At 45.4% G+C, this 26,368-nt stretch carries 24 protein-coding genes; 13 read left to right on the forward strand and 11 right to left on the reverse strand.

All coding sequences use genetic code 11. From position 1 onward, the window contains the following. Positions 1 to 2 precede the first annotated feature (2 nt). The 8 genes from AB1Y31_10600 to dbpA all read left to right on the forward strand — a co-directional run bounded on the left by AB1Y31_10600 (position 3) and on the right by dbpA (position 10,068). Positions 3 to 3,623 (forward strand): response regulator, encoded by a 3,621-nt coding sequence (locus AB1Y31_10600; protein MEW4983624.1) that lies wholly within the window; start codon positions 3 to 5, stop codon positions 3,621 to 3,623. Then, on the forward strand, positions 3,620 to 4,900 hold the full coding sequence (locus AB1Y31_10605; GenBank protein ID MEW4983625.1) for a diguanylate cyclase: 1,281 nt from the start codon (positions 3,620 to 3,622) through the stop codon (positions 4,898 to 4,900). The genes AB1Y31_10600 and AB1Y31_10605 overlap by 4 nt, the downstream gene beginning before the upstream one ends. A gap of 250 nt (positions 4,901 to 5,150) precedes the next feature. Continuing rightward, complete coding sequence (locus AB1Y31_10610) at positions 5,151 to 5,402, forward strand: DUF4212 domain-containing protein (GenBank protein MEW4983626.1); 252 nt, start codon at positions 5,151 to 5,153, stop codon at positions 5,400 to 5,402. Between the two features lie 3 nt (positions 5,403 to 5,405). Next, positions 5,406 to 7,235, forward strand: coding sequence for a sodium:solute symporter family protein (locus AB1Y31_10615; protein ID MEW4983627.1), 1,830 nt, complete (start codon positions 5,406 to 5,408; stop codon positions 7,233 to 7,235). Positions 7,236 to 7,264: 29 nt separating this feature from the next. Then, on the forward strand, positions 7,265 to 7,723 hold the full coding sequence (locus AB1Y31_10620) for a YaiI/YqxD family protein (GenBank protein ID MEW4983628.1): 459 nt from the start codon (positions 7,265 to 7,267) through the stop codon (positions 7,721 to 7,723). 38 nt (positions 7,724 to 7,761) lie between these two features. After that, positions 7,762 to 8,328, forward strand: a complete 567-nt coding sequence (gene yeiP, locus AB1Y31_10625; GenBank protein MEW4983629.1) for an elongation factor P-like protein YeiP — start codon at positions 7,762 to 7,764, stop codon at positions 8,326 to 8,328. Continuing rightward, entirely contained in the window at positions 8,328 to 8,669 is a 342-nt protein-coding gene (locus AB1Y31_10630; protein ID MEW4983630.1) for a HopJ type III effector protein, read from the forward strand. Before yeiP ends, AB1Y31_10630 begins: the two co-directional genes overlap by 1 nt. A gap of 16 nt (positions 8,670 to 8,685) precedes the next feature. After that, positions 8,686 to 10,068: an ATP-dependent RNA helicase DbpA gene (gene dbpA, locus AB1Y31_10635; protein MEW4983631.1), complete on the forward strand. Its 1,383-nt coding sequence runs from the start codon at positions 8,686 to 8,688 to the stop codon at positions 10,066 to 10,068. An 82-nt stretch (positions 10,069 to 10,150) separates the two neighbouring features. Here dbpA and AB1Y31_10640 read toward each other — a convergent pair whose 3' ends face one another. Next, positions 10,151 to 10,513, reverse strand: a complete 363-nt coding sequence (locus AB1Y31_10640; protein ID MEW4983632.1) for a phasin family protein — start codon at positions 10,511 to 10,513, stop codon at positions 10,151 to 10,153. A gap of 152 nt (positions 10,514 to 10,665) precedes the next feature. Between AB1Y31_10640 and AB1Y31_10645 the strand changes: the two genes are divergently transcribed. Continuing rightward, on the forward strand, positions 10,666 to 12,225 hold the full coding sequence (locus AB1Y31_10645; protein ID MEW4983633.1) for a SulP family inorganic anion transporter: 1,560 nt from the start codon (positions 10,666 to 10,668) through the stop codon (positions 12,223 to 12,225). 148 nt (positions 12,226 to 12,373) lie between these two features. Here AB1Y31_10645 and recQ read toward each other — a convergent pair whose 3' ends face one another. Next, positions 12,374 to 14,488: a DNA helicase RecQ gene (recQ, locus tag AB1Y31_10650; GenBank protein MEW4983634.1), complete on the reverse strand. Its 2,115-nt coding sequence runs from the start codon at positions 14,486 to 14,488 to the stop codon at positions 12,374 to 12,376. Positions 14,489 to 14,648: 160 nt separating this feature from the next. Between recQ and AB1Y31_10655 the strand changes: the two genes are divergently transcribed. The 3 genes from AB1Y31_10655 to AB1Y31_10665 all read left to right on the forward strand — a co-directional run bounded on the left by AB1Y31_10655 (position 14,649) and on the right by AB1Y31_10665 (position 17,922). Continuing rightward, positions 14,649 to 16,532 carry an ATP-binding cassette domain-containing protein gene (locus AB1Y31_10655; GenBank protein MEW4983635.1) on the forward strand — a complete coding sequence of 628 codons (1,884 nt, stop codon included), beginning with the start codon at positions 14,649 to 14,651 and terminating at the stop codon, positions 16,530 to 16,532. Positions 16,533 to 16,598: 66 nt separating this feature from the next. Further along, complete coding sequence (locus AB1Y31_10660) at positions 16,599 to 16,952, forward strand: EamA family transporter (GenBank protein MEW4983636.1); 354 nt, start codon at positions 16,599 to 16,601, stop codon at positions 16,950 to 16,952. 4 nt (positions 16,953 to 16,956) lie between these two features. Beyond that, positions 16,957 to 17,922: a glycosyltransferase family 2 protein gene (locus AB1Y31_10665; protein MEW4983637.1), complete on the forward strand. Its 966-nt coding sequence runs from the start codon at positions 16,957 to 16,959 to the stop codon at positions 17,920 to 17,922. Here the strand turns inward: AB1Y31_10665 and AB1Y31_10670 are convergent. Next, positions 17,912 to 19,270 (reverse strand): hypothetical protein, encoded by a 1,359-nt coding sequence (locus AB1Y31_10670; protein MEW4983638.1) that lies wholly within the window; start codon positions 19,268 to 19,270, stop codon positions 17,912 to 17,914. The two genes, AB1Y31_10665 and AB1Y31_10670, sit on opposite strands and share 11 nt — an antisense overlap. A 152-nt stretch (positions 19,271 to 19,422) precedes the next feature. On the opposite strand from AB1Y31_10670, the gene AB1Y31_10675 reads away from it, so the two are divergent. Then, the gene (locus AB1Y31_10675; protein ID MEW4983639.1) at positions 19,423 to 19,668 is read left to right on the forward strand and encodes a VF530 family protein; all 246 of its coding nucleotides are present in this window, start codon (positions 19,423 to 19,425) and stop codon (positions 19,666 to 19,668) included. Between the two features lie 17 nt (positions 19,669 to 19,685). Here AB1Y31_10675 and AB1Y31_10680 read toward each other — a convergent pair whose 3' ends face one another. From AB1Y31_10680 to AB1Y31_10715, 8 genes are all read right to left on the reverse strand, one after another. Next, positions 19,686 to 21,218, reverse strand: a complete 1,533-nt coding sequence (locus tag AB1Y31_10680; GenBank protein MEW4983640.1) for a methyl-accepting chemotaxis protein — start codon at positions 21,216 to 21,218, stop codon at positions 19,686 to 19,688. A 95-nt stretch (positions 21,219 to 21,313) separates the two neighbouring features. Continuing rightward, on the reverse strand, positions 21,314 to 21,700 hold the full coding sequence (locus AB1Y31_10685; GenBank protein ID MEW4983641.1) for a VanZ family protein: 387 nt from the start codon (positions 21,698 to 21,700) through the stop codon (positions 21,314 to 21,316). Then, a complete protein-coding gene (locus AB1Y31_10690) occupies positions 21,697 to 22,572 on the reverse strand; it encodes a dihydroorotate dehydrogenase electron transfer subunit (GenBank protein ID MEW4983642.1) in 876 nt (291 codons plus the stop codon). Before AB1Y31_10690 ends, AB1Y31_10685 begins: the two co-directional genes overlap by 4 nt. After that, a complete protein-coding gene (locus tag AB1Y31_10695; GenBank protein MEW4983643.1) occupies positions 22,572 to 23,843 on the reverse strand; it encodes a dihydroorotase in 1,272 nt (423 codons plus the stop codon). The genes AB1Y31_10690 and AB1Y31_10695 overlap by 1 nt, the downstream gene beginning before the upstream one ends. Before the next feature lies 1 nt (position 23,844). After that, entirely contained in the window at positions 23,845 to 24,855 is a 1,011-nt protein-coding gene (locus AB1Y31_10700; protein ID MEW4983644.1) for an aspartate carbamoyltransferase catalytic subunit, read from the reverse strand. 5 nt (positions 24,856 to 24,860) lie between these two features. Beyond that, complete coding sequence (pyrR, locus tag AB1Y31_10705) at positions 24,861 to 25,373, reverse strand: bifunctional pyr operon transcriptional regulator/uracil phosphoribosyltransferase PyrR (protein MEW4983645.1); 513 nt, start codon at positions 25,371 to 25,373, stop codon at positions 24,861 to 24,863. A gap of 2 nt (positions 25,374 to 25,375) precedes the next feature. Next, positions 25,376 to 25,801, reverse strand: coding sequence for a Holliday junction resolvase RuvX (ruvX, locus tag AB1Y31_10710; GenBank protein MEW4983646.1), 426 nt, complete (start codon positions 25,799 to 25,801; stop codon positions 25,376 to 25,378). Further along, positions 25,801 to 26,364: a YqgE/AlgH family protein gene (locus AB1Y31_10715; protein ID MEW4983647.1), complete on the reverse strand. Its 564-nt coding sequence runs from the start codon at positions 26,362 to 26,364 to the stop codon at positions 25,801 to 25,803. Before AB1Y31_10715 ends, ruvX begins: the two co-directional genes overlap by 1 nt. Positions 26,365 to 26,368 lie beyond the last annotated feature (4 nt).

The raw sequence follows: 26,368 nt of genomic DNA on the forward strand, positions 1-26,368 counted from the left end.
TAATGACAAAAACCAAACACTCATTACAAAAGAGCCTCTGCTTCTGGTTTTTAGGGCTCTCGCTCATCCCCATGGCACTGATGGTCGCTATAGGCCTATCGCAGGCAACTCAAGCACTCAAACAAGACGCCGCTATACTCTTAACACAAACCGCTGAGGCCAAAGCCGCCTTTATTGTTAATTGGTTTGACTATCGTTTTAAAGACCTAGATTACCAAGCTCAAAACCAGCGTAACAGCGAGTTTTTACAAGCCCTAGTTAGCGGTTTAGATAACAGCAAGTCCAGCGCTAAAGAATATACTCAAAGCTATGACTGGGTGCGTAAAAAAACGCCAAATGAAGAAGCCTTGCTGAATTTGACGCGTAAATACAGTTATATATACGACATTTTTCTAATTGACCTCTCTGGCAACATCCTATTCTCCATCGCCCAAAAAGAAGATCTCGGTAGCAATTTATTCATCGGCGACCACTCCAGCACCCTTTTTGCTCAATCGGTCCGACAAACCCTCGATAGCGGTCGCTCGCTCTTTTCTGGCATTGAACGTTATGCGCCGAGCAATAACATGCTCGCCGGTTTCTTAACCGCGCCACTATTGGATGACAATGGAGACAAGGTCGGCGTCTTAGCCATTCAAATTAAGCTCGACCAGCTGTACCAACAAGTCTCAACATTTTACTCATCCCAAGAATCCCAAGAGTTTCATTCTACTCACCGCCATTACCTAGTCGATAATACGGGGCTTTTACTCAGCCCTATCAATGACCACAAGCAAGTATTGTTGCGGAAAGTTGACTCTCAAGCCGTGCAAGACTGGCAGCAAAAAAAACCATTAGATGCGACTCTTTTAGAACCTTATCTTGGGCCCGATGGCTTGACTGTATTCGGCTACAAAACAAGTATCAACATCGGCAATATTCATTGGCTACTACTCAGTGAAATAAACCAAGCAGACGCCCTATTCGTTATCAATGACATACAAGAAACTGCACTCAGCTTCTTAGCTCTTCTTGCTTTGTTATCCGCGGCCATCGCTCTGTTTCAAGCCAAGCGTATCGTTCGGCCCATCATTAAACTGTCTGAAGTCACCCAAGCGGTCGCAAAAGGAAAATCCCAGCAACAAGTGGTGATTGAACGTGCGGATGAGGTGGGTGAATTAGCAGCGACCTTTAACTATATGATTCGTGTGCGTGAGAAATATATAAAAACCATTAGCGATAATAACCACGATATTCAACAAGCGCTCAACGAACTATCTGAACAGAAATTTGCCTTTGACCAGCACGCTATTGTTGCTATTACCGATTTAGCCGGCACCATCAGCTATGCAAATGACCGGTTTTGCAATATTAGCGGCTATGAACGCGATGAGCTCATTGGCAGTAACCATCGACTGTTAAACTCGGGCCACCACCCCCGCGAGTTCTTTGAGCAGATGTTCTACACATTAACTGCTGGCAATGTCTGGCATGGTGAGGTTTGCAACCTAGCTAAAAGCGGCGTTCTATATTGGGTCGACACCACCATTGTTCCCATTAAAGATGCCGATGGGGAGCTAAACAGTTACATTGCTATTCGTACGGACATCAGCCATATGAAGCAGGTAGAAATTGAGTTAATGGAAACCGCCAACAACGCCAAAGCTGCAAACACCGCTAAAAGTGAATTCTTAGCCAATATGAGTCATGAGATTCGTACCCCGCTTAATGGGGTTATCGGCATGACAAGCTTATTACTCGATAGTGGTTTAACCAACGAACAACATGCGCGCACCAAAATAGTTGCTAACAGTGCTAACGGCTTGCTGACTATTATTAATGATATTCTGGATTTTTCAAAAATAGAGGCCGGAAAACTTGAATTAGAAATCATCGACTTCGACCTCGCAGCGCTGATCAGCGATGTTGCCGCTTCGATGGCTTTCCGAGCCGAAGAAAAACATATCGAGCTCATCTGCCCAGCGAATCCACTTCAATCTAACTGGTATAAAGGCGACCCTAACCGTATTCGGCAAGTATTAATTAACCTGATCGGTAACGCCATCAAATTCACCCCCACAGGCGAAGTATCCGTTAACGTTCACGTTGTTGATAACAGGAACGGGCAACACCACCTGCTTGTTGAAGTTACTGATACCGGCATAGGCCTATCGTACAAACAGCAACAAGGCCTTTTTGAACGCTTTACCCAAGCGGATAGCTCGACCACTCGCCAATACGGCGGAACAGGACTAGGCTTAACTATTTCCAAACAGCTGGTCGAACTGATGGGCGGGGAAATCGCCGTTGAAAGCACCCTTAACGAAGGCTCTACATTTACTATTGCAGTAACGTTATACGATAGCGAACACAGTGCTGAAGCCAACAGCTCCAACGCCTTAAGCAACGAATCCATTTTAATTGTCGATAATAACTACACCAACCGAAAGCTGTTAAAAGAACTATTGACGCTCTGGGGCATCCCTAATCAACAAGTAGAAACGGCTAAAGAAGCGATACAAATGTTAGGCAATGCGGCTGAACAAGGCAAACCATATTCTATGGCCATTGTTGACATGCAAATGTCCGAAACCGATGATCTTCAACTCGTACAGTCAATCCGCCAACAAGATAATATTGCCAGCACCCAATTGGTTCTGCTCACCTCTCAAGCACGCCGTGGTGATGCCCAAAAAATGCGCGATATTGGCTTCAACGGTTTCCTATCAAAACCCGTGAACCAATCTGACTTATATAATCTGCTCTTGCAAGTCTATGGCTTAGCTGACGATGCCCGCTTACTTACTCGACACCCCTCCCGCAAATTAAACTTGTTCAGCGCGCAGGTCTTAGTAGTAGAAGATAATGTCACTAACCAACTGGTTGCACGCGGTATGCTAGAGAATTTGGGGCTTAACGTGTCTATCGTGAATAACGGCAAAGAAGCCATTGAAGCACTATCAAGCCAGCGTTATGACCTCGTCTTTATGGACAGTCAAATGCCTATTATGGATGGATTCCAAGCGAGTACCATAATTCGTGACACTAGTTCAGGGGTTCTGCAACACGACATTCCCATCATCGCGATGACCGCTAATGCCATGGCTGAAGATAAGGAGCACTGTCTCGCCGTCGGGATGAATGACTTCGTCGCAAAGCCAGTTAACCCAAGCCTATTGCTCAGCGCTTTAAATAAATGGTTGCCAAAGCAGAACAAAGATCGCCCTGTCGACGAAGAGACAAGGGATTGTTTAAGTGAAGACGCGTTAGCATTTGAAGCATCAAAAAAACTTCAGTTACCGCCATCAAAGGAGCTGATTTTTGATCACAGCGTGCTACAAAACTTACTCGGTGATGAAGAGACAATTCAGTCAGTCATCACCGCTTTTATCAGCGAGATACCTTCGCAACTAGATCAATTAGAGCTTGCGCTAGCCGACGCCGATGCCAGCAGTGCTGGTGCCATTACACATAAAATTAAAGGCTCTGCCGCCAGCACTGGCGCTAATGCGCTAGCGCAGCTGGCTAAAAACATGGAAATATCTGCCAAGGAGGGAGACCTGCAGCCCGTTGCTGATGGTTTAAAGACATTAGCCAGTAGCTTTAGGCTATTACAAGAAACTCTCGAAAACGACTCCGCATGAAAATTCTAATCGCCGATGATGACCTAACCATCCGTTCCATACTTGAGGCGATGACAACTCGCTGGGGACTTCAACCCATAATAGTTGAGGATGGCGAAGCCGCGTGGGCCGTACTACAGCAAGATGATCCGCCACGTATTCTACTGCTGGATTGGGAAATGCCAAAACTGGATGGGTTGCAATTAAGCCAACGCATCCGACAGCAAGCAACTGAAGATCCACCCTATATCTTATTGCTCACCGCTCGCAGCGAAGCTGAAGATATTGCCGAAGGGCTTGCCGCAGGAGCAAATGATTTTATTGCAAAGCCGTTTAAAAACGTTGAGCTTCAAGCACGAATAAACGTAGCAAAACGCATGTTGAAACTACAATACGAACATATACAAGCACTTGCAGACGCGCAATTAGCCGCCTCCGTTTTCACTCATACCTTTGAAGGAATTGTCATTACCGATACCGACGGTATGATTATTCGCGTGAATAATGCTTTTACCAGCATCACAGGGTATGCAAAAGAAGAAGCCATTGGTAGAAACTCTCGTTTTCTGGTCCCTAAGGCGCATAGCGCAGCTTGGCAAGAGGTTCTCGATACAGGACGGTGGTCTGGCGAAGTCTCAAACGGACATAAAAATGGCAGCACGCTCGTCATACAAGTTACCGTTGTAGCTGTAAAAAACACCAATGGACTGGTCACCAGTTATATTGGGCTTTTTTCTGACATCACCGAACGAGCTCGCCACCAAGAAGCGCTGAATTATGCAGCCACTCACGACCCACTAACAGATTTAGCGAATCGAACCTTGCTTAAAGACCGCACACAACAAGCGATGGCTCACGTTCGTCGAGATGGAAAAGCCCTAGCCCTCGTTTATATCGACCTCGATGGTTTCAAAATGGTCAATGATACTTTTGGTCACGAAGAAGGCGACAAGCTGCTCGTCTCCTTAGCCAAGCACATGAACCAATTAGTACGTGAAACGGATACCGTTGCCCGTATTGGCGGAGATGAGTTTGTCGTCTTATTAACTGAGCTGACGGACAATGACAGTTGCTTGTTAATCCTCTACAGGTTACTGGCGGCGGCAACTACATCCATTGAAATAAACGATATGCAAGCCAAGGTGTCAGCCAGTATCGGTGTTTCTATCTTTATCAAGGATTACGATATAACGGCCGACGAGCTTCTGCAACAGGCTGATACCGCTATGTATCAAGCTAAAACTAGCGGTAAAAATTGTTACGTCTTTTATGACAAAAAAGAGATTCAACTAACGTAAGACCTGCTCATTGTTGAGGTTTTTTGTGCTTATCAGCAGCAAGCTTCCCGCTTTCACCTTAAGCAAAAGCGCGTTAGTTATTAGTTTGGCAGCACCTGGGGAAAACGACCGCTTACTTCGTCAACGATCACGCATTGCATCACAAACTTTTATCCACAATAATACAGCTCAATAATACAGTTTACGCTCCAAGGCGTAAGCCCCGATAACTTCACGCAAAGAACGTGAACGACCACAACCGGAGGGTTCCATGTCGGCTAATACTGACCCGTACTGGGCGGATAATATTCGTCTTATTTTAAAGTTATTATGTATCTGGTTTCTTGTCTCCTTTGTATTTGGCATTATCCTCGTTGAGCAACTCAATGCTTTTGAATTTGCCGGTTTTAAACTCGGCTTTTGGTTTTCCCAGCAAGGCTCCATTATTTCATTCGTTCTATTGATTTTTTATTACATAAAGAAGATGGGTGAAATTGACGCTAAACACAACGTAAACGATTAAATCATGGAACTACAAACATTAACTTACTTGGTCGTTGGCGCTACGTTTGCACTCTATATCGGCATTGCCATTTGGGCCAAAGCAAAAACAACAGGTGATTTTTATATTGCCGGCAAAGGTATTCACCCAATCGTTAACGGCATGGCGACCGGGGCAGATTGGATGTCGGCCGCATCGTTTATTTCACTCGCGGGGTTAATATCTTACCTAGGCTATGAAGCTGGCATGTATTTAATGGGCTGGACCGGCGGCTACGTATTGCTCGCCATGTTGCTAGCACCTTATTTACGTAAATTTGGCAAATTCACCGTGCCCGAGTTTATCAGCGAGCGCTATTATTCCCGTGCCGCGCGCGTTATTGCGGTCATGTGTTTGATCTTTATTTCCTTCACTTACGTCGCCGGGCAAATGCGCGGTGTTGGCATCGTTTTCTCACGCTTTTTAGAATTGCCGATTGATCAAGGCCTTTACCTTGGCATGGGTATTGTATTTATATACTCCGTTATCGGCGGTATGAAAGGCATTACCTACACACAAGTTGCGCAGTACGTTGTGCTGATGTTTGCTTACTCTGTACCGGCTATTTTTATGGCTATGCAGTTTACCGGCAACCCTATTCCACAAATCGCCTTTGGCAGTCAAATGTCGGATGGCTCAGGCTTCTTGTTGGACGCCCTAGACAATACCTTAATTGATTTAGGCTTTAGCTCTTACACGGAACCGTTTAACGATAAGTCTATGATTGACGTTATCGCTATCACGCTTGCCTTAATGGTCGGCACTGCAGGGTTGCCACATGTGATCGTGCGCTTTTTTACCGTACCTAAGGTATCGGATGCCCGAAAGTCTGCCGGTTGGGCATTGATTTTTATTGCCCTACTCTATACCACTGCACCGGTTGTTGGCTCACTCAGCCGCTTGAATATTATTAACAGCATCAACGGCCCCGACAACACAGGCACATTATACACGGACATGCCCAGTTGGTTCCAAACATGGGAGAAATCGGGTCTGCTGGCGTGGTTTGACCACAATGCTGACGGCAAATTACAGTACGCAGCGGGTAACGCCTTCGCCGGTAAGGGAAAGCCCCTTTTTAACGGCGAACAGCGCGGGGAATTGGGCGAGCGAGTTGTGACCAACCCATCTAACGGCGAGATCGTTAATGGCGCTCCCTTCGCTAACGAGATTTATATTGATCGCGATATTATGGTGCTGGCTAACCCAGAAATTGCGCAACTGCCGAATTGGGTAATCGCGCTGATTGCCGCGGGTGGTGTTGCCGCCGCCTTATCAACAGCTGCCGGCTTACTCTTAGTTATTTCTGCGAGTATTTCGCACGACTTACTAAAAAGCACGTTTATGCCAAAGATCAGCGATAAGGCAGAACTACGCGCAAGCCGAATAACCTCTGCTTTTGCCATTATGGTGGCTGGTTATTTAGGTTTACACCCACCCGCCTTCGTGGCGCAGGTGGTCGCCTTCGCTTTCGGCTTAGCGGCGTCTTCGTTGTTCCCCGTGCTGATTATGGGTATTTTCAGCAAACGAATGAATAAATACGGCGCTATCTGCGGCATGCTCACAGGGCTGATTTTCACCATGGGCTACATCATTTACTTTAAAGGTATCTTCATTGAACCAATGGCCGCTAACACGGCTGAAAACTGGTTGTTTGGCATATCGCCAGAAGGTATTGGTGCCATCGGCATGTGCTTAAACTTCCTTGTTGCCTTTATCGTGTCGAGCATGACACCACCGCCGCCTCAAAGCGTACAAGATATGGTTGAGAGAATCCGTTTACCGAATTCTGCAGCCGCCGCTCATGATCATTAACGCTTTGGCTATAAAGACGGTTATATTTTATGCTTAACACTATCTGGGTCGATGCCGACGCTTGTCCGGTGGTGATTAAGGAGATTCTATTTCGTGCCGCTGAGCGCACCAAAACCCAAACCACATTGGTGGCTAATCAAGTCGTTCGAGTACCGCCGTCGGCGTATATTTCATTCTTGCGTGTCAGCGCTGGGTTTGATGAGGCCGATAACGAGATTGTCAAACGAATGAGCGCTGGCGATTTGGTCATCACCGGTGATATTCCTTTAGCGGCTGAGGTCATCGAAAAAGGTGGCACAGCACTTAACCCGCGCGGCGAACTGTACACCACAGAGAACATTAAAGATCGCCTCAACATGCGCGACTTTATGGAAACCATGCGCTCAAGTGGGCTTGAAATAGGTGGCGGCCCACCCCCTCTGAATAACACTGATCGGCAAACCTTCGCCAATCAATTAGATAAGCTGCTAACGAAGGCTGGGCGTTGACTGTATAATCGCCGCTATCAAAAACTGAGGAAGCCCTCATGCCAAAAGCCAGTGAATTAAAATGCAGCATGGTCGTAGAAGTCAATGACGAACCATACGCCGTTAAAAGCATTGATGTACGCAACCCATCTTCACGCGGTGCATCCACCTTATACAAGGTCCGTTTCAATCATTTAAAAACCAAGCAAAAACGCGATGAAACGTTCAAAGGCGGTGACTTCTTAAAAGACGTGGATTGCGACCGCATCAAGCTCCAGTATTCATACCAAGATGGCGATAGTTATACCTTTATGGATTTAGAGAGTTATGAACAGTACACCCTAGATAGCGATGATATTGAAGATCAAATTAAGTACCTAAGCGAAGGACTGGAGAGTATTGTTGGCATTTTATTGGACGGCGCGTTAGTGGCGATTGAGTTACCAACGACTATCAGCATAGCAATCACCGATACAGCGCCTGGTTTAAAAAGTGCCTCAGCCACTTCGCGCACTAAACCGGCCATTTTGTCCACTGGGTTAGAAGTTCAAGTGCCTGAGTATATTGATAATGGCGAGGTCGTTAAAATTAACACTTCAACTGGCAAGTTTATGTCACGAGCTTAATGATGAACAAATCTATTGAACAATTACGTCAAGCCATGACGACACTACAATTTAATGACAGCATGGATATAATCGATGCCTTATACGAATTCACACCCACTGGTTTCAGCAACGGCAAGGTGCATAATGAGGCTGGTGAAAATAATGGCTCATGCAAATTATTTGCTTTTGCCAAAATGAATGACTTTAGCGAGCCACAAACACTGGCTTGTTTTGGTGAATTTTTCCGCGACGTTTTAGCCACACCCGATGGCGACGACCACCAGAATATTCGCAACTTTATGCAAACAGGCTGGGCAGGCATTACCTTTGATGCTTCGCCTTTAGTCGAAAAGAAATAATCGAGTTAACACGTCTATGTCCAGTTCAAGCTTCTCATCTCTGTCAATTTCACCGGTTCAAATTAAAAATTTGGGCTCATTAGGTTATAAAAACATGACGCCGGTACAAGCGCAAAGCTTGCCCCACGTTTTAAACGGCAAAGACATTATTGCCCAAGCCAAAACCGGCAGTGGCAAAACCGTTGCCTTTGGTATTGGCTTGCTGGATAAAATTAATCCACGTTTTTTTGGCACACAAGCCATGATACTGTGCCCCACGCGAGAACTAGCGGATCAAGTAGGCAAAGAGATTCGAAAATTGGCACGTAGCGTTCCCAATATCAAACTGGTGTTACTGTGCGGTGGCAAACCGTTTGGTCCGCAAGTTGGGTCATTAGAACACGGTGCTCACATTGTGGTGGGTACACCTGGTCGGATCCAAGATCACCTAAAAAAACGCACGTTAAATATCGGTCAATTAAAAACCTTGGTGTTGGACGAAGCCGATAGGATGCTTGACATGGGCTTTGCCGATGTGATGACCGATATCATTAAGCACACACCCAGTGCTCGACAAACCTTATTATTCTCAGCCACCTACCCAGACGCTATTAAACAGATGTGTCGCTCTATTCAGCGAGACCCTGTGACCGTAACAGTTGAGTCTGACCATCAGCAAGACGTCATTGAACAACTATTTTACCAAGTTAAAAAACATGAACGCAACAACACACTGTTAGCGTTGTTTGAGCACTACCAGCCAAAAACGGCGATTGTCTTTTGTCACACGAAGGCACAATGTGGCGAAATGGCGGAGTTCCTACGTGAACACAACATAGAGTCGCTAGCCATTCATGGTGACCTCGATCAACGCGAACGTGATCAAGTCTTGATTCGTTTTGCCAACAATAGCTGTTCTGTACTCGTTGCTACCGACGTTGCTGCACGTGGTTTAGACATTAAGTCTATTGGCATGGTCATTAATTACGAATTACCACGTGATCCTGAAATTTACGTCCACCGTATTGGCAGGACTGGACGCGCGGGTGAAACGGGACTGGCCATGAGCCTGTTTGCAGAACACGAACAAATCCGAGTCAATGCCATCGAGCAATACCAACAAAAACCCTGCTTAATTGATAGCCCAAAATCGTTAGACCGTGACACCACGTTTAAACTGTACCCACCCATGGTAACAATTCAGATTGATGGTGGACGCAAAGACAAAATTCGCCCCGGCGACATATTGGGTGCACTAACCGGCGACGCCGGATTAAATGGCTCGCAAATTGGCAAAATTGATATTTTTGATCGCTCAAGCTATGTAGCTCTTGAGCACGAGGTCGTGCGTCAAGCGCTGAACTACCTAGCCAACGGCAAGGTAAAAGGCCGCCCCTCTAAGGCACGCAAGGTTAAATAAAGAGCCTCGCTGTTAACCAAGTTAGCCATTAAAAAACAGGTGTACATCCTTGTACGGTCAAACTCCTGCTAATCCTTGCGTCTTAGGCAGCTTTTTTAGCCGTTTTATTAACTGTTTCCGTCGTTTCCAGAACCATCATTTTATTACCCTCTTGTAATAACCTGATCACTTCTTCGTTATATGATTTGGCCGCTTCAAGTAAGGCTTTACTGTCGGCCACTATTTTCTCAACACTACTTTGGACGCACTCCAATTGACCAGCCATAAAGGTTTTCAAACTCGGCATGTCTTTTATATCAACCGCTGCCTTAAACTGAGCCTCAGCCAACACCATATATTCTTGAGCCGCTAACTGCTGTGCTTCCACCGCCTTTTCAACTCGCGCTCTGTTTAACTCGGTCAGTTTCTTAGCTGGGCCCATTAATTCTTCCATATTGCTTATCATCACTTTTCCTTTAGTTGATTTAACTGGCACACATCTTAAAGAGTCTTTGTGACAGATGGGTTACCGTTGAGTGAAGCTTTTATGAATGCTGCGACTGCACAACTTTCTGCTATAATCACGCCCACAATTTTAAGACAATTCTGCAGACCCTCATGTTTCAGCTAATTATTTCTCGTACGCAAAGCTTAAAAAGCGACCTGCTTTCTGGCCTAACTGTTGCCCTTGCACTTGTTCCAGAAGCCGTTGCCTTTGCTTTTGTGGCTGGTGTTGAACCTCTGGTCGGCTTATACGCCGCCTTTATGGTTGGCTTAATCACCGCTGCGATTGGCGGTCGTCCCGGAATGATTTCAGGTGCCACCGGGGCTTTAGCCGTTGTGATGGTCAGCTTAGTTGCCACCCACGGTGTTGAATATTTATTTGCTACCGTTGTTTTAATGGGGCTTCTACAAATACTCGCCGGTGTATTTCGGCTGGGTAAATTTATACGGCTAGTGCCTCATCCTGTGATGCTGGGCTTTGTAAATGGTTTAGCGATTGTTATTTTTATGGCTCAGCTGCAGCAGTTCCAATTCTTGGACCCTACGACAGGTGAATTGACTTGGCTACAAGGTAATCAAATGACCATGATGCTCGGCATGGTTGCGCTCACCATGGCCATCATCCATTTTTTACCGAAGCTGACTAAGGCAATTCCCTCTTCACTTGCTGCCATTATGACCATCGTGGCGCTATCCGTCGGCCTAGACATGGACCTACGTATCGTTCAAGACGTTCTAAAAGACATGACCGGTGACCCAATGGCGACCATTGCCGGCGGCCTACCTCAATTTCATATCCCAAGTGTTCCACTGAGTTTAGAAACGCTAAAAATCATTTTCCCATACGCACTTATTCTTGCCGCTATTGGCCTTATTGAATCGTTATTAACACTTACCCTGATTGATGAAATAACTCAAACACGTGGTCGCGGTAATAAAGAGTGTGTTGGTCAGGGCGTTGCCAATATCGCCACCGGCTTTTTTGGTGGCATGGGCGGTTGCGCAATGATTGGTCAAAGTATGATCAATATTAACTCCGGCGGGCGCGGCAGGGCATCGGGTATTACCGCTGCGTTGTTCTTATTAGCCTTCATTCTAGTCGGCTCTTCACTGATCGAAATGATCCCCGTTGCCGCCTTGGTCGGTGTTATGTTCATGGTCGTTTTAGGCACTTTCGAGTGGGCCAGCTTCCGCTTATTAGGCCGCATCCCGCTATCCGATACCTTGGTCGGCATTACCGTTGCTGTTGTGACCGTTTTAACCGATTTGGCTATTGCGGTGATCGTTGGGGTGATTATGTCTACGCTTGTTTTCGCCTGGAAACACGCCAAAAACATGCACTTTGACATTGAAGAAAAAGACGGCGTAAAGATTTACAAACCAACCGGGCCCTTATTTTTTGCGTCTATCCATAATTTCCGCAATCACTTTGACCCAGTTAACGATCCGCAAGAAGTGATTATTGATTTTGCCCGCTCCCGTGTGTCTGACCATTCCGGCATTGAAGCGATTGACGCGCTCGCCGAACGGTACATGAAACAAGGTAAAACCTTACATTTACGCCACCTAAGTCCTGAGTGTATTAAGCTGTTACACAAAGCGAGAAAACTCATTGAAGTGAATGTTATTGAAGACCCTAAGTACGCCATTGCGGACGATGCGTTAGACTCATAACCGCTTTTTTGCTGATAGCAACACCATACAAAAAAATAAGCCCTCACAGCAATTAGACATTATTTAATTGCCACGCTGGGCTTCATTTTTCGGCTTAAGCTTGTGGCCTGCATCTTTGCAATACGATGAAAAAGTTAATGAGCTCAAGCTATATAGAGCCCATCACACATTTAATTACCCCGTAGTCATACTCTTCATCTAAGGCTTCATAAATGGGCTTGATGCGCCCTTTGCTTTCGTCTTCCAGTGATTCAATCATCATCACGACTTCTTGATATTCACTGTCATCAAGCTCCAGCACCTCACGAACATCCAGCAGCCCCGCTTCAATCGCATCGGCTAAATGGCTATAAACACTGCTGTCCTTAATGTCTCGCTGCTTGGCAATCGCCTCAACACTCAATCCCTCTTGGTACAACAATAAGGTTTCGTTAACGGTTGCGCTTAGACGATTATTTAATAGTTCTGCCAACGGGTATTTTACAATTTCTGCTAAGAACACTTTACCGTAGCGCTTGATTTTTTGATCGCCCACACCTGAAATATACCGCAAGTCTGATGATGAAATAGGCCGTTTTTTAACCATTTCTTGCAACGTCGCATCATGAAAAATGACATAGGGTGGCACACCTGCTTCCTCTGCTAAACGCATCCGTAAACCACGCAGTGCCTCCCACAACGGCTCGTCTTGAGGGCGTACTGGACTTTTCTTCTTTTTCTCGTTGCTCAGTGCTTCTTCTTTGCTTTGCTTTCTGAGCTCTAGTGTTTGCTCGCCGCGCAAAACAGGTCGGCATTTTTCTGTTAGCATTAAGGCACCATGACGTTCGGCGTCCACATTGATATAGCCCAACGCAATCAGTTGCCTAAAGATCGTACGCCATTCCATCACCGAGAACTCTTTACCTATCCCAAACGTGCTTAACTGATCATGGCTATTATGCTGAATTCGTTCATCCACTTTGCCATTTAGCACATCAATGATGTAATTCACCCCAAAGCGCTGACCCGTTCGGTAAACGGTCGATAACACCTTTTGCGCCGCTTCGCTACCATCCCATTTCTCAGGCGGTGAAACACAGTTATCACACTCACCGCAGGCTTCATCCAAACGCTCATCAAAATAACCCAGCAAGGCTTGCCGCCGACACGCGATTAACTCACAAAGTCCAAGCATTGATTCTAATTTATGGTGTTCAACTCGCTTATGCGCCGCATCGGCATTGGAGTTTTGTAGAAACTGGCGCAGGGTTAGAACATCCTGCAAGCCATACGCCATCCACGCATTTGCCGGTTCACCATCACGGCCTGCTCGCCCCGTTTCTTGGTAATACGCCTCAATGCTTTTAGGCAAACTCAGGTGCGCCACGAAACGCACATCCGGCTTATCAATACCCATACCAAAGGCAATGGTTGCAACGATGATAACGCCGTCTTCACGCAAGAAGCGCTGCTGATTTGTTTGTCTAACTTCTTGTGGCAAGCCCGCATGATAAGGCAAGGCAACACGACCCTGCTCACACAACCACTCAGCCGTTGCTTCCACTTTTTTACGTGATAAGCAATACACGATGCCTGCATCACTGGCGTGCTTTTCTTGTAAGAAGCGCCACATTCTTGATTTTGGATTATTGCCTTCTGAAATCGCGTAGTGGATATTCGGCCGGTCAAAGCTATTAATAAAAACTCGCGCTTTTTCTAACTGTAATTGCGCAATAATTTCATCGCGTGTTCGCTGATCCGCCGTTGCTGTTAAAGCGATGCGTGGAACATTAGGAAAACGTTCGTGAAGAATGCGTAGTTTTTGATATTCCGGCCTAAAGTCGTGCCCCCATTGCGACACACAGTGTGCCTCATCGATGGCAAACAACGCGAGTTGGCAGCGTTCCAGCAACGACAACATAGCTTCGTTCAATAATCGCTCTGGCGCCACGTACAATAGCTCTAGCTCGCCCGCCAACAATTGTTGCTCAACCCGTCTTGCTTCACCCACTTTAAGCGTTGAATTTAAATACGCCGCCTTTATGCCTAATTCATTTAGAGCGCTCACTTGGTCTTGCATCAACGCAATCAATGGCGAAACAACAATCGCCGTACCGTCTCGTAATAAGGCTGGAATTTGATAACACAACGACTTACCGCCACCCGTTGGCATCAAAACAAATGCGTCACGGCCATTTTCTAGCTCATTGATAATCTCACCTTGCGGTTCACGAAAAGTGTCATAGCCAAAGGTAGATTGTAGAATTGATTGTGCGCGACTCATGGATCCAAACAGTTGATGTTAAAAGATCAATTATCGCATAAACGAAAGACCGACAAACTCGGCCTCTGACGTTAAATTAAACAACTAGCGTCTAATTCACTCAAACCAAGCTGATGCCCTTTGGGTATAATCTCTCGTCTACCCACCCAACGAACACCACATGCTGACGTTAACTAATGTATCGCTTCGACGAGGAGCCAAGCTTTTATTTGAAAACCTGTCCTTTACCGTCTATTCCGGGCAGCGCGTAGGCATCAGCGGCGCGAATGGTTGCGGAAAATCCAGCTTGTTTGCCATGGTACGTGATGAGCTACATGCAGATACCGGTGACTTTTCGATTCAATCGGGTTTTATCATTGCACACGTCGCGCAAGAGCTAGCAGCAACTGAGCAAGCCGCTCTTGAATTTGTTATTGATGGCGACGCCGAATTACGAGATATTCAAGCAAAACTCGCGCAAGCTGAGCAACAAAACGACGGCCACCGTAGCGCAGAACTGTATGCAGAATTAGAAACAATTCACGGCTATACGGCAAATTCCCGCGCCGCTATTTTGTTAAGCGGCTTGGGCTTTAAAGCGGCAGAATTAACCAATCCAGTATCGACTTTTTCTGGCGGTTGGCGGGTTCGATTAAACTTGGCCAAAGCACTCATGTGCCGCTCTGATTTACTACTACTAGACGAACCGACCAATCACTTAGATTTAGACGCCGTCATTTGGCTGCAAGAGTGGCTACAAAATTACGCTGGCACCTTATTACTGATCTCGCATGACCGAGATTTCTTAGATGCTGTGGTCGGTCATGTGCTACACATTGAACAGCAAAATGCTCTGCTATACACCGGCAATTATTCACAATTTGAACGAGCCAGAGCTGAACGCTTAGCGCAGCAACAATCAAATTATGAGCGACAACAAAAAGAACGCGCTCACATGCAAAGTTTCGTTGACCGTTTCAAAGCAAAAGCCACCAAGGCTAAGCAGGCACAAAGCCGTTTAAAAGCACTTCAACGAATGGAACTCATTTCTGCCGCGCATATTGATTCGCCGTTCCACTTTGAATTTTTTAAACCCAGCCGCGTCTCAAACCCGCTAATTAAAGTTGAAAAGGCAACGCTTGCCTACGATGACAAGCTCATATTAGATAGCGTGTCGTTATCCATCAAACCAGGCGACCGGCTCGCCTTGTTGGGCCCCAATGGTGCAGGCAAGTCAACGCTTATCAAACTATTGGCAGGCCAGAGCAGCCCCAGTAACGGCACCGTAAGCGCTGCTGAAAGCCTCAACATCGGCTATTTCGCACAACACCAACTAGAACAGCTTGATCCAACCGCATCACCCCTGCTGCACCTGCAACGGCTAGACAAAAAGGCTACCGAGCGCGATTTAAGAAACTTCCTCGGCGGTTTCGGCTTTCATGGTGACAAAACCCTAGAAGCCGTCGCCCCTTTTTCGGGTGGGGAAAAGGCTCGATTAGTACTCGCCATACTCGTCTATCAGAAACCCAACTTATTACTACTCGATGAGCCGACTAATCATCTCGATATAGAAATGCGTCATGCCTTAAGCTCGGCACTGCAAGACTTTACTGGCGCGATGATTATCGTCTCCCACGATCGTCACTTATTACGCACCATCACTGACCAATTCTTACTGGTATCAAACAAAAAAGTAACGCTCTTCGACGGCGACTTAGATGACTATGCCGACTGGGTTAAAAATGAGTCAAAAAGCACTGAGAGTAACTCCAAAGACAGCAGCAAGCTTGCTTCAGGCAAAGAACGTAAACAACAAGCAGCCAAAAAAAGACAGCAACAAAAACCACTCCGTGATGCATTAAAGAAAGCGGAAAAGCAGCTTGATAAGATCTGCGCCAAACAACAGCAATTAGAAGAGTTATTAGCCGATAATGCCTTGTACTCCGCAGACCAAAGTACTAAATTAAATACCTTATTAGAACAAAAAAGGCAGGTCGATAAAGAACTAGAAATTGCCGAAGAAACTTGGCTTTTTGCGCAAGAAGCAATTGAAGCATCAATATAGTTTTCTTACGCTAGGCTTGCTAGACTGGGTTCTTAAAAAGCATGTATCCCTTAGAGTGGCGTTAAAATGAATTCTTTCAATTTCCTTTTATTACTTGCCTGCGTCACTTTGTTATCACTTGGGCAACTACTTTTTAAATTAGCATCCGACTCTTTTCCTTCAGTTATCTCACCTGGCTCTTTGCTTTCTTTCGCCGTTAACAAATACTTGCTTAGCGCCTTAGTTATCTATGGCTTCGCCACCTTTCTGTGGGTATGGGCACTGAGCAAAATGCCTCTTTCGCTTGCTTACCCCTTCATGGCCCTTGCCTTTATTATTGTCCCCATACTTTCATACTTTGCCTTAGACGAACCGCTTTCTATTTCTAGTTTAATTGGCGGATGTATTATTGTTGCTGGTTTAGCCATTGCAGTAAACTGAACTCATGACTATTTATAAGATTGCTGTCGTCATCCCTTGTTATAAGGTTAAGAATCATATTGAAGGCGTCATTGAAGCGATTCCTGAGATCGTAAATAAAGTTTACGTAATTGATGATGCTTGCCCCCAATCATCCGGTTCGCATGTAACATCGGTTGTTTCTGATACACGTATATCTGTTATTACGCATAAAACAAACAAAGGCGTTGGTGGGGCAGTTATCTCGGGGTACAAAAGAGCATTAGCTGAGGGCTGTGACATCATTGTTAAACTAGACGGTGATGGCCAGATGGACCCTTCCCTTATTTCAAGGTTAATCCAACCCATTATCGAGAAGCGCGCAGATTACACCAAAGGAAATCGCTTCTTTACTCTTGAGTCATTAACCTCAATGCCCACTATTCGTAAACTTGGCAATGCCACATTGTCGTTTATAAATAAGGCATCCAGTGGTTATTGGAACATTATGGACCCAACCAACGGTTTTACTGCCATTCATAAAAATGCCCTATCACTTCTACCACTAAATAAGATCAACTCTGGCTACTTCTTTGAAAGCGATATGCTTTTCCGCTTAGGTACAATAAGGGCCGTTGTTATGGATATACCGATGCAAGCAAAATACGGCCAAGAGGAAAGTAATTTAAATGTTAAGGCTACGCTTAAGAGCTTTCCAAAACTGTATTGCCAAGCCTTTATAAAACGCGTTTTTTACAATTACTTTTTGCGGGACTTTAACCGTGCGTCGCTAGAACTTGTACTCGCATTTATTCTAATCCTATTTGGTACACTTTGGGGCGGGGTCCATTGGTTAGAATCTCTTCAACAAATGAGGGAAGCCTCAACTGGCACAGTCATGCTCGCCGTACTCCCCATAATTCTTGGCTTTCAGATGCTGTTAGATTCAATAAATTTCGACACTGGCAATATACCAAAAACACCTTTACAGGAATTTGACCTTAGCGATTAGTTAATCTTTTTACGCGACATCTGACATATTTGCTCCTTTGCCAAATATCTGCAACAAAGTATATCGCTAAACCATACATAACAGGCCTCATTGGAATGGAGTACCTAGGGAATGGCGCTGCCACCATATGAATGGCTATGAAATAGATAAATAAAAGTGAAATCGCTCTAATCAACCAAACGTTATTTCCCACAACCTTCAACTTAGATGGAAACCAAGCCATTAACGCGCCGAATACAGCCATCCACGTTAACGGTGCATGCAAGTAATACATTACAGAGTGAGTCCAACGAAAAACCCCCGCCTCTTGATAAGGCGTCTTTGTTATAGGGTAAATAAAAACGTCGCCAAACCCAGCTATTATGTCCCACGACATTACCATCGATGCTTTACCCCATAAATACCAGCTAAAGTATCGCCATGGCTCTTCAGAAGCCCTTCTCCATAAAACATCAAAGAAATTAACCATCGATTGCGTTATGAATGCTGCCTCAGGGTCAAAACGATACGGAAAGCCAAAAGATTTTAATTCCATCTCGTACATCATACCGGGGTACATTCCGTGATGTAACGTTGCAAGCATCAAGGAGTCATCTCCACCCCCTGTGCTGATTGAATTCCTAATCGCCCAAATCAAGAAAACCGCAACAAACCCAGCCACTAGACCGCCTACGACTTTCACTCTGTCTTCTTTTCTCACCACGTAAAAAATAAATGGCCCCAAAAAGATGATGAAGTATTGGATCCACGAACGAGTCAGAGATGCCATTGCCAAAAATACGCCACATAAAACAACTAATGCCATGGAAGAATTTCCATTTTTTATGACTCGCAATAAAAACAACCATAAAACCATCAGGAAAAGGAATAAGGTTTCTGTTAACAAATACACATTGGCCACTATTAAATGTGGACTCATCGCAGTTAGTAGTGCAACACCTAGACTCGGCCAATGACCTAAAATCGGGGAAAAAATATAGAAAATAAATATAACGCACAAGCCACTTAAAAAAGTTTGTACCTGTAGTGAACTTTTCAATTGATCCCACATAATCGGACCTTCTTTATCAAAAAACAAACTTAAATAAACCGGGTACCCAGGTGTAATAACCGCGTCCGGCTTAGGCTTAGAATCCAAACTAGAGGTTCCTAGTCTTTGCCCCGAATAGACATCAAAGTGGCTCAAATTATAAGCGTAGGTAACATACTTCCTAGCATCCGCTCGCACCGGCGTATCAACAACTGTTCCGGCTAAAACACCGAAACGTAAAAATAAACCTAAAATAAAAATCGCGGCCAACGTGCCTAAAACGACTATATTATTCATCCTTGAGTTTTCGAAAGTCACCGATTATTCCTATTTTGATGTGCGTTAAATGCAATTATGATTTATTCTCTTCTTTCTGCATAACTTTTATACAGCGAGCAACATTAAATAATGATTCTCGCTATATATAAAGCGCGTATTAACCCCCCAGTTTGAAAGCCATTAACATCAAAATGAACAAAAATACGAACAAAGACCCTTTACACGGCATTACCTTGGAAAAAATAGTGTTAAACCTTGTCGAACATTACGGCTGGGAACGCTTAGGCCAACAAATTAATATTCGTTGTTTTACCAGCGAGCCTTCTGTTAAATCTAGTCTGAAATTTTTACGAAAAACTCCTTGGGCACGGAAAAAAGTTGAAGCGTTATATATTGCTACACAAAAAAGCGTCTGGGGGCAAAAGGCGGACAAATAATGTACCTGTATAGGTCATTACAATTTAAAGGCTCTCACCATCTTTTCTAGTTTCTGCGATAAAAGCCGTACCGTCCCATTTGATTCAGCTATTCGCTTACTCCCAAGGTCAGAATTTTGAGCTACATGGCTTATTCTTTCACCATTGCTACTAATGTTACTAATCGCTAGCACCTGCTTCGCTGCTGCCTCGGATATTTTCTGATTTAAGTTTTTAACGCTACCAACTGAAGTCACTATTTTCGATATTTCAACGCCTACTTGACTCGCCTTGTCCACACTGTCCTCTGCCCGGTGATGGCTTCGCTCCATAACAGTAACAGCTAGCTTAGTGTTCTTTTGTAGTTTTTCGATCATGCTTTGTATATCTTGAGTAGACGTCTGAGTCCTTTGCGCTAATGTTCTTACCTCATCCGCTACCACCGCAAAACCGCGCCCATGCTCGCCAGCACGAGCCGCTTCTATAGCTGCATTTAATGCCAATAAATTTGTTTGCTCGGTAATCCCTTGAATCATATGGGTCACCTCCACAATATCCTCACTGTCTTTTTCTATCTTATGAATCGCATCAACAGATTCTTGAACATCATTGGCTAGAGCATTAATTGACTGACCAGCATCTTCTACAACAGCCTGCGCACTGTGGCCAGATGCCACGCCGTCATTCGCCGAAGACTCGGCCGCTGATGAGGCTTCAGCAACTTCTGCAGTAGTACTATCTATGTCACTAATCGAGTCCGCCAAATTAACTGCTTCTTGTTTCTGGCTAATCACACCCAGCTTCATTTGCTCACCACTATCTGTCGATGCTGCAATCGCTGTTGTCAACTCAACTTCAACCGATGAAATCCCTTCTATTAGATGACGTAAGCCTTTGAGCATATCAACAACCGAGTGCTGCATGTCTCGAATTTCACCCATACCGCTATCATCGATTTTAGTCGTTAAATCACCTACAGAGATTTTCTTTAATGAGCTTGAAATTTGCACTAGCGGCGGCAAAGTAGCTTGCCTAATACTGAAGACCATCCATATTAAAAAACCTATACTGAGCATCACCAGTAGATTGACAACTACTTTGACAAAAGCAGCTGCATTTCGAAGTCCAGAACCAAAAAGTTCTGTATTTTTGCGCACAGGCTCCATCAACTCCCCCATCCCCAATATCTCTGAGGCAGATAAATGTTCCGCTGAAGAGCCATTTAGATATTCCGCCACCTTCCCTAGGTCTTTTCCGTCTTCTTCAGCAATATCTAATAAGTATCCTTGCCCTAAGAGTCTAAAAAGAACTTTCTCTATCTCAACAATTGCCTCGCGAACATTAACGGGCTGTTCGGCCGCCATCTTAAGATTTTGCCGAAGTGCTTGACGGCTCGCCATTGGCTTTTCCAGTTCATTAACTAGCAAGGTGACAGACACAACGTGTAAGCGCTCGTAATATGCAAAGTCCGTTACCTTGCCCATTAAACGCACTCCAAAGAGCACCAACAGCACAACAACAAAGGCCACCACCGTTAATAAATTAAACCTGCTTGCCAGCGTACCTTTCATAACTAACTCCCCTTCCCGAAAAATTTCCGTAGTAAGCTAAGTCTAGTAGGTATTATTAGTTTTCATATAGTAGGGGCGTTTTATTTTCAGAGTATTCAAAACACCTTTCCAGCCTTCGCCTTCAATATAAAATCATTTTTTTGAAGCACTTTGAGGCTTATCAAGAGCAATAGCGCCCCCATACAGTCCGCCAACCAATCTAAAATATCTGCCTGACGACCATCTATAAATGACTGGTGCCATTCATCACTCATGCCATACAGCGCACAAAATAAAAATGACAAAACTAAAGCAGCATTAAATGTAAGACGTTGACACTTAAAACAATTGATCGCTAAGAAAGCCAATAAGCCATAGGCTGCTGCATGCAGTAACTTATCTTGGTGGGGAAATAACGCCGGCACAGGTAATGACGGCTGACCTGATAAATAAAATATAAACGCGCTATAGGCTACCAGTAGAGCGAGCCAGACAAACCTCAAGCAAATACCGTTTCCGCATCAAAAACAGGGCCGTCTACGCAAACACGCCTCATTACTTCGCCAGCTTCCGTAGTGACTTTAACTACACAGCCTGCGCAGCCGCCCACCGCACACGCCATGTATTCTTCAAGCGACACCTGACACGGAAGATTAAATTCTTTCGCTAAAGCTGCAACTGCCTTCAACATAGGCGTAGGGCCGCAAGAGTATATTACTACTTGCGAACGCTCTGCATCACTTAACGCATTTAACCAATCACGCGCAAGATCGGTAATGTAACCCTGATACACGCCGCTATAATTTTGCAGGCTCGCTAACCTACTGGGGATATTCCACTCTTCAAGTAACGGCAGACCATCACTCACCGTGTCGGCAATACCATTAATCAATAACTTAGACTTTTCGCGCTCAAACGGGAACGGCACTTCTGAACCCATAAAGACCACTGGGTTAATGTTCTTATGCCCGTTTTTAATCAATTCTGACAAACAAATCATCGGTGGAATCCCCACACCGCCACCCAATAACAAGGCTTTTGGTCGGCTTTTATCCAGCTCAAATGGACGTCCAATGGGCCCCATTACGCTAACGCGCTCACCCACTTGTCGTTTAGCCAACAGCGCCGTGCCTTCACCCACTGCTTTGTATAAAAAGTCTACCCAGCCTTCCGCGGCCGACACTCGCATAATGGATAACGGCCGTCGCATTAATCGCTGGGGGTCGCATTGAATATGCGCAAATTGTCCCGGCTCCGCCGTTGCCGCACACTTTGGCGCGCGCAACCTTAAAACAAATTGGCGCTCTTCAAACGCGTGCTGCGCTAAAATTTCTGCCTCTTCTATAAAGATGGTGTTTCTACTATTTTCTTGCATTATTTCTCGAAAACTAAGCGGCCATTAACCAATGTATGCGTTACTTTGCCTTTCATTTGATGCCCTAAAAAGGGCGTGTTCATGCCACGGCTGTGCCAATTATCTTCATTAACAAGCCATGTTTCATTCGGGTCAACTATGCAAATATTTGCTGCTGACTGACTGGATAAACCAGCCGTATCTAATCCCAACGCCTTAGCCGGCGCACAAGATAAACGGCTAACCAGTTGTGACAAATCAAGCAAGCCATCATCAACTAAGCTAAGCATAATAGGCAACACCGTTTCTAAACTTGAAATGCCCGACTGCGTTGATGGAAAAGGTGCCTGTTTTGCTTCATCCTCATGTGGCCGGTGACCAGAGCTGACACTAAAAACGCCTTTTGCTACACCCGCAATGAGCGCATCTCTATCTTCAGCCGCGCGTAAAGGGGGAGAGGTGTGGTAATTCGCATCAAAGGTCCCAACATCTAATTCCGTTAAATACAGCTGATGCGCGTGAACATCTGCGCTAATTCTTTTGTTATTGAATTGCGCCCGAGCAATCATGGTCACAGACCTAGCCGACGACACGCCGGTTAGATGAACGCGAGCATCTGTTTCTTCTGCTAATTCAAGAATCTGCGCAATCGCAACTGTTTCAGCTGATGTGGGTATACCGGGCAGCCCCAATTTCGAACTAATCGCACCATCATGGATGCAGCCATCATCTTTTATCGCTAAATCTTCCGGCTTGAGCATGACTAAAATGTCGTAGGTGCTGGCATATTGCAGCGCGCGCCTCAGCACCTGATTGCTGATATTACTATTCGGCGCTTGGCAAGCTGCAACACAACCCACCTGTTTTAGGGCATACAGCTCACTGAGCGTTTTCCCTTCCAAACCAACCGTTAAGGCAGCCAACGGTAACACCTTCGCATAACCTGCCGACTCTGCTTTATCTAAAATCAATTGCGCAACCGATGGCGTATCTAAAACGGGTTGGGTATTAGGCAAACAACAAACTGCCGTATACCCCGCTGCTGCCGCAGCTTTTGTTTCACTATCAATCGTCGCTTTATGTTCGTAACCGGGCTCCCTTAAACTCGCGTTTAAATCCACGAAACCGGGCATAACCAGTTTATTGCTCGCATCTATCGTCAGCTCTGCTGAGAAGCCTTCTGGTGGTTCACCAATTTGCTGAATTTTACCGTCAGCAATATAGACGTTCTGACGAGTATCCTGCGCGTTTGCCGGATCAATAATTCGGCCATTCTTAATGAGTATATTCATCTTAGCTAGCGGCCCTATTTTGACCTAGAGTAAGCGTCATCACCGCCATCCGAACGGCAATCCCGTTCGTCACCTGCTGCAAAATAACCGAATGTGGACCATCCGCTACCGCCGCCTCCATCTCCACACCTCGATTAATCGGGCCTGGGTGCATCACCATGACATCCGGTTTGGCGTATTCCAACTTTTCTTCAGTTAAGCCAAAGCATTCAAAATATTCGTGCTCACTCGGCAACAAAGCCCCGCCCATTCTTTCACGTTGCAAGCGCAACATGATAATCACATCCACATCCTTTAGCCCTGTGCGCAGATCACCATACACGTGAACACCTAGAGAATCGGTATCACTCGGTAATAATGTTTTTGGCGCGATCACTCGAACTTCTTTCGTCCCCAAGGTATTTAGCGCATGAATTTGGGAACGGGCAACTCGTGAATGCAAAATATCGCCAATAATAGCCACTTTTAAATCCGCAAAGTCTTTCTTTACTCGCCGAATAGTAAACATATCGAGCATCGCTTGAGTTGGGTGTGCATGGCTTCCATCACCGGCGTTGATAACACTTACGTGTGGCGCAACATTACCTGCAATAAAGTGAGCAGCACCACTGTCTGAATGGCGCACCACAAACATATCCGCATGCATCGCCTCTAGTGTACGAATCGTGTCTAAAACACTTTCGCCTTTTGATGCTGCAGATGTCGCAATATTTAAATTAATAACGTCCGCCGATAGCCGTTTCGCCGCTAAGTCAAAGGTCGTTCGTGTCCGTGTACTGTTCTCGAAAAACAAGTTAACAATCGTTTTCCCACGTAACACAGGAACCTTTTTAACCGCCTGATTGCCAACGCTCGAAAAAGATTCAGCCACATCCATGATCTCAGTTAAGATTTCTTTGGATAGGCTTTCGGTCGTTAAAAAATGGCGGAGCCGTCCCTGTTCATCAAGCTGTAAACGGGAACTATCGGGTGCTTTGAAGGACGTACTAGCAGGTTGCTTGCTAGAGCTCATATCAGTCAATTCCGGTTAGTTTCTAGCGCTAAAGGCGCCGGTCCGGTCAATTTTACCTGCTTTTCGGGTGATAAATCCAGTTTCAAGCCCACTATATCGGCATGAAGTGGTAGTTCTCGCGAACCACGATCTACTAAAACGGCCAACGTAACGCTATCGGGCCGACCATAATCAAAAATCTCATTCAGTGCTGCGCGAATAGTTCGGCCTGTAAACAGCACATCATCAACCAAAATAATATGCTCACTTTCAACGTCACCGGGAATATGACTGGGTTTCACCTGCGGGTTCAAGCCGATACGGGTGAAGTCATCGCGATAGAATGAGATGTCAATCTCACCCAACGGCTTAGCGAGCCCAAGCTGTTGGTGCAGCTTTTCTGCCACCCAAAGCCCACCGGTGTGAACACCTATCATTAGAGGGTCGACCATATTGTTTCGCTTAATATAGCGAGCCAAATCGTCGGCCATTGTTTCGATGACCGCATCAATATCTATCGCGGTTAATTCTTTATCCATGTTTAATTACTATGTTGTTGTGTATTTAGCCAACTTTGTAAAATAAGCTGAGCGGCTACTTGGTCTTGCACTTCCCACAACTTATTTGCGCTGACTTGAACTTCATCAAACAATATTTGCTTGGCTTCAAAGGTCGTTAATGCCTCATCAAATAGTTCGACCGAACAGCGATATCGCCCCTCTAACTGACGCGCAAAACGTGTCATTTTGGGCGTCACCTCATTGTCGCTGCCGTCTTCTTGGCGTGAAATACCGACGATCATTTTTACTGGTTGCCACGTATCAATAATTTTCGTTATCTCGCTCCAGCCTGTTTTTTGATTAACCGCTCGAACTGTTGTTAAGGCGTTAGCTATATTTGTCTCCGTATCACCAACGGCCACACCTATCTTTTTTACGCCATAATCAAAGCCTAAACAAACCGCCATTAACAATGCCCAGAGTCTGAACTCATCAAAGCAATATCAACGCCAATTCTATGCGCCGCCAGTTCCCAGCGTTGCGCTACTGGCTCGTCAAAAATAATATGTTGCTCGGCCTGACCGTGAAGCCATGAATTGTGTTGAATTTCTTGCTCCAGCTGCCCTGCACCCCAACCTGCATAGCCCAGCGCTACAAGCCATTTTTCAGGCCCCTTGTCTTCGGCTATCGCTTCTAAAATATCTTTTGAGCTGGTAAGCGCAAATTCATCATTCACCAGTAATGTAGAATCCCAGTTACCAACAGGCGTATGTAAAACAAAGCCTCGCTCTGGCTGTACAGGGCCGCCCATAAACAAAGGAATTTCAGCCACTTCGGGTCTAATCGCCGTAATCGATAGCTGATTAAAAATAACGCTCATTGTCATGGTATGAGGCTTGTTAATCACAATTCCTAACGCGCCCTCTCCATCATGCTGACACAAGTAAGTGACTGATTTCGAGAAATCATCGCCTTGCATGCCGGGCATCGCAATCAAGAAGTTGTTACTTAAATAGCTTTTTTTATTCATCGCA

The sequence above is a fragment of the Cycloclasticus sp. genome (assembly GCA_040743155.1).
Lineage (GTDB): Bacteria > Pseudomonadota > Gammaproteobacteria > Methylococcales > Cycloclasticaceae > Cycloclasticus.

What these genes read in the sequence shown, in the direction of transcription:
- AB1Y31_10600 (MEW4983624.1), top strand. Translation starts at nt 3, where the DNA reads ATGACAAAAACCAAACACTCATTACAAAAGAGCCTCTGCTTCTGGTTT.
- AB1Y31_10605 (MEW4983625.1), top strand. Translation starts at nt 3,620, where the DNA reads ATGAAAATTCTAATCGCCGATGATGACCTAACCATCCGTTCCATACTT.
- AB1Y31_10610 (MEW4983626.1), top strand. Translation starts at nt 5,151, where the DNA reads ATGTCGGCTAATACTGACCCGTACTGGGCGGATAATATTCGTCTTATT.
- AB1Y31_10615 (MEW4983627.1), top strand. Translation starts at nt 5,406, where the DNA reads ATGGAACTACAAACATTAACTTACTTGGTCGTTGGCGCTACGTTTGCA.
- AB1Y31_10620 (MEW4983628.1), top strand. Translation starts at nt 7,265, where the DNA reads ATGCTTAACACTATCTGGGTCGATGCCGACGCTTGTCCGGTGGTGATT.
- yeiP (MEW4983629.1), top strand. Translation starts at nt 7,762, where the DNA reads ATGCCAAAAGCCAGTGAATTAAAATGCAGCATGGTCGTAGAAGTCAAT.
- AB1Y31_10630 (MEW4983630.1), top strand. Translation starts at nt 8,328, where the DNA reads ATGATGAACAAATCTATTGAACAATTACGTCAAGCCATGACGACACTA.
- dbpA (MEW4983631.1), top strand. Translation starts at nt 8,686, where the DNA reads ATGTCCAGTTCAAGCTTCTCATCTCTGTCAATTTCACCGGTTCAAATT.
- AB1Y31_10640 (MEW4983632.1), bottom strand. Translation starts at nt 10,513, where the DNA reads ATGATAAGCAATATGGAAGAATTAATGGGCCCAGCTAAGAAACTGACC.
- AB1Y31_10645 (MEW4983633.1), top strand. Translation starts at nt 10,666, where the DNA reads ATGTTTCAGCTAATTATTTCTCGTACGCAAAGCTTAAAAAGCGACCTG.
- recQ (MEW4983634.1), bottom strand. Translation starts at nt 14,488, where the DNA reads ATGAGTCGCGCACAATCAATTCTACAATCTACCTTTGGCTATGACACT.
- AB1Y31_10655 (MEW4983635.1), top strand. Translation starts at nt 14,649, where the DNA reads ATGCTGACGTTAACTAATGTATCGCTTCGACGAGGAGCCAAGCTTTTA.
- AB1Y31_10660 (MEW4983636.1), top strand. Translation starts at nt 16,599, where the DNA reads ATGAATTCTTTCAATTTCCTTTTATTACTTGCCTGCGTCACTTTGTTA.
- AB1Y31_10665 (MEW4983637.1), top strand. Translation starts at nt 16,957, where the DNA reads ATGACTATTTATAAGATTGCTGTCGTCATCCCTTGTTATAAGGTTAAG.
- AB1Y31_10675 (MEW4983639.1), top strand. Translation starts at nt 19,423, where the DNA reads ATGAACAAAAATACGAACAAAGACCCTTTACACGGCATTACCTTGGAA.
- AB1Y31_10680 (MEW4983640.1), bottom strand. Translation starts at nt 21,218, where the DNA reads ATGAAAGGTACGCTGGCAAGCAGGTTTAATTTATTAACGGTGGTGGCC.
- AB1Y31_10690 (MEW4983642.1), bottom strand. Translation starts at nt 22,572, where the DNA reads ATGCAAGAAAATAGTAGAAACACCATCTTTATAGAAGAGGCAGAAATT.
- AB1Y31_10695 (MEW4983643.1), bottom strand. Translation starts at nt 23,843, where the DNA reads ATGAATATACTCATTAAGAATGGCCGAATTATTGATCCGGCAAACGCG.
- AB1Y31_10700 (MEW4983644.1), bottom strand. Translation starts at nt 24,855, where the DNA reads ATGAGCTCTAGCAAGCAACCTGCTAGTACGTCCTTCAAAGCACCCGAT.
- pyrR (MEW4983645.1), bottom strand. Translation starts at nt 25,373, where the DNA reads ATGGATAAAGAATTAACCGCGATAGATATTGATGCGGTCATCGAAACA.
- ruvX (MEW4983646.1), bottom strand. Translation starts at nt 25,801, where the DNA reads ATGGCGGTTTGTTTAGGCTTTGATTATGGCGTAAAAAAGATAGGTGTG.
- AB1Y31_10715 (MEW4983647.1), bottom strand. Translation starts at nt 26,364, where the DNA reads ATGAATAAAAAAAGCTATTTAAGTAACAACTTCTTGATTGCGATGCCC.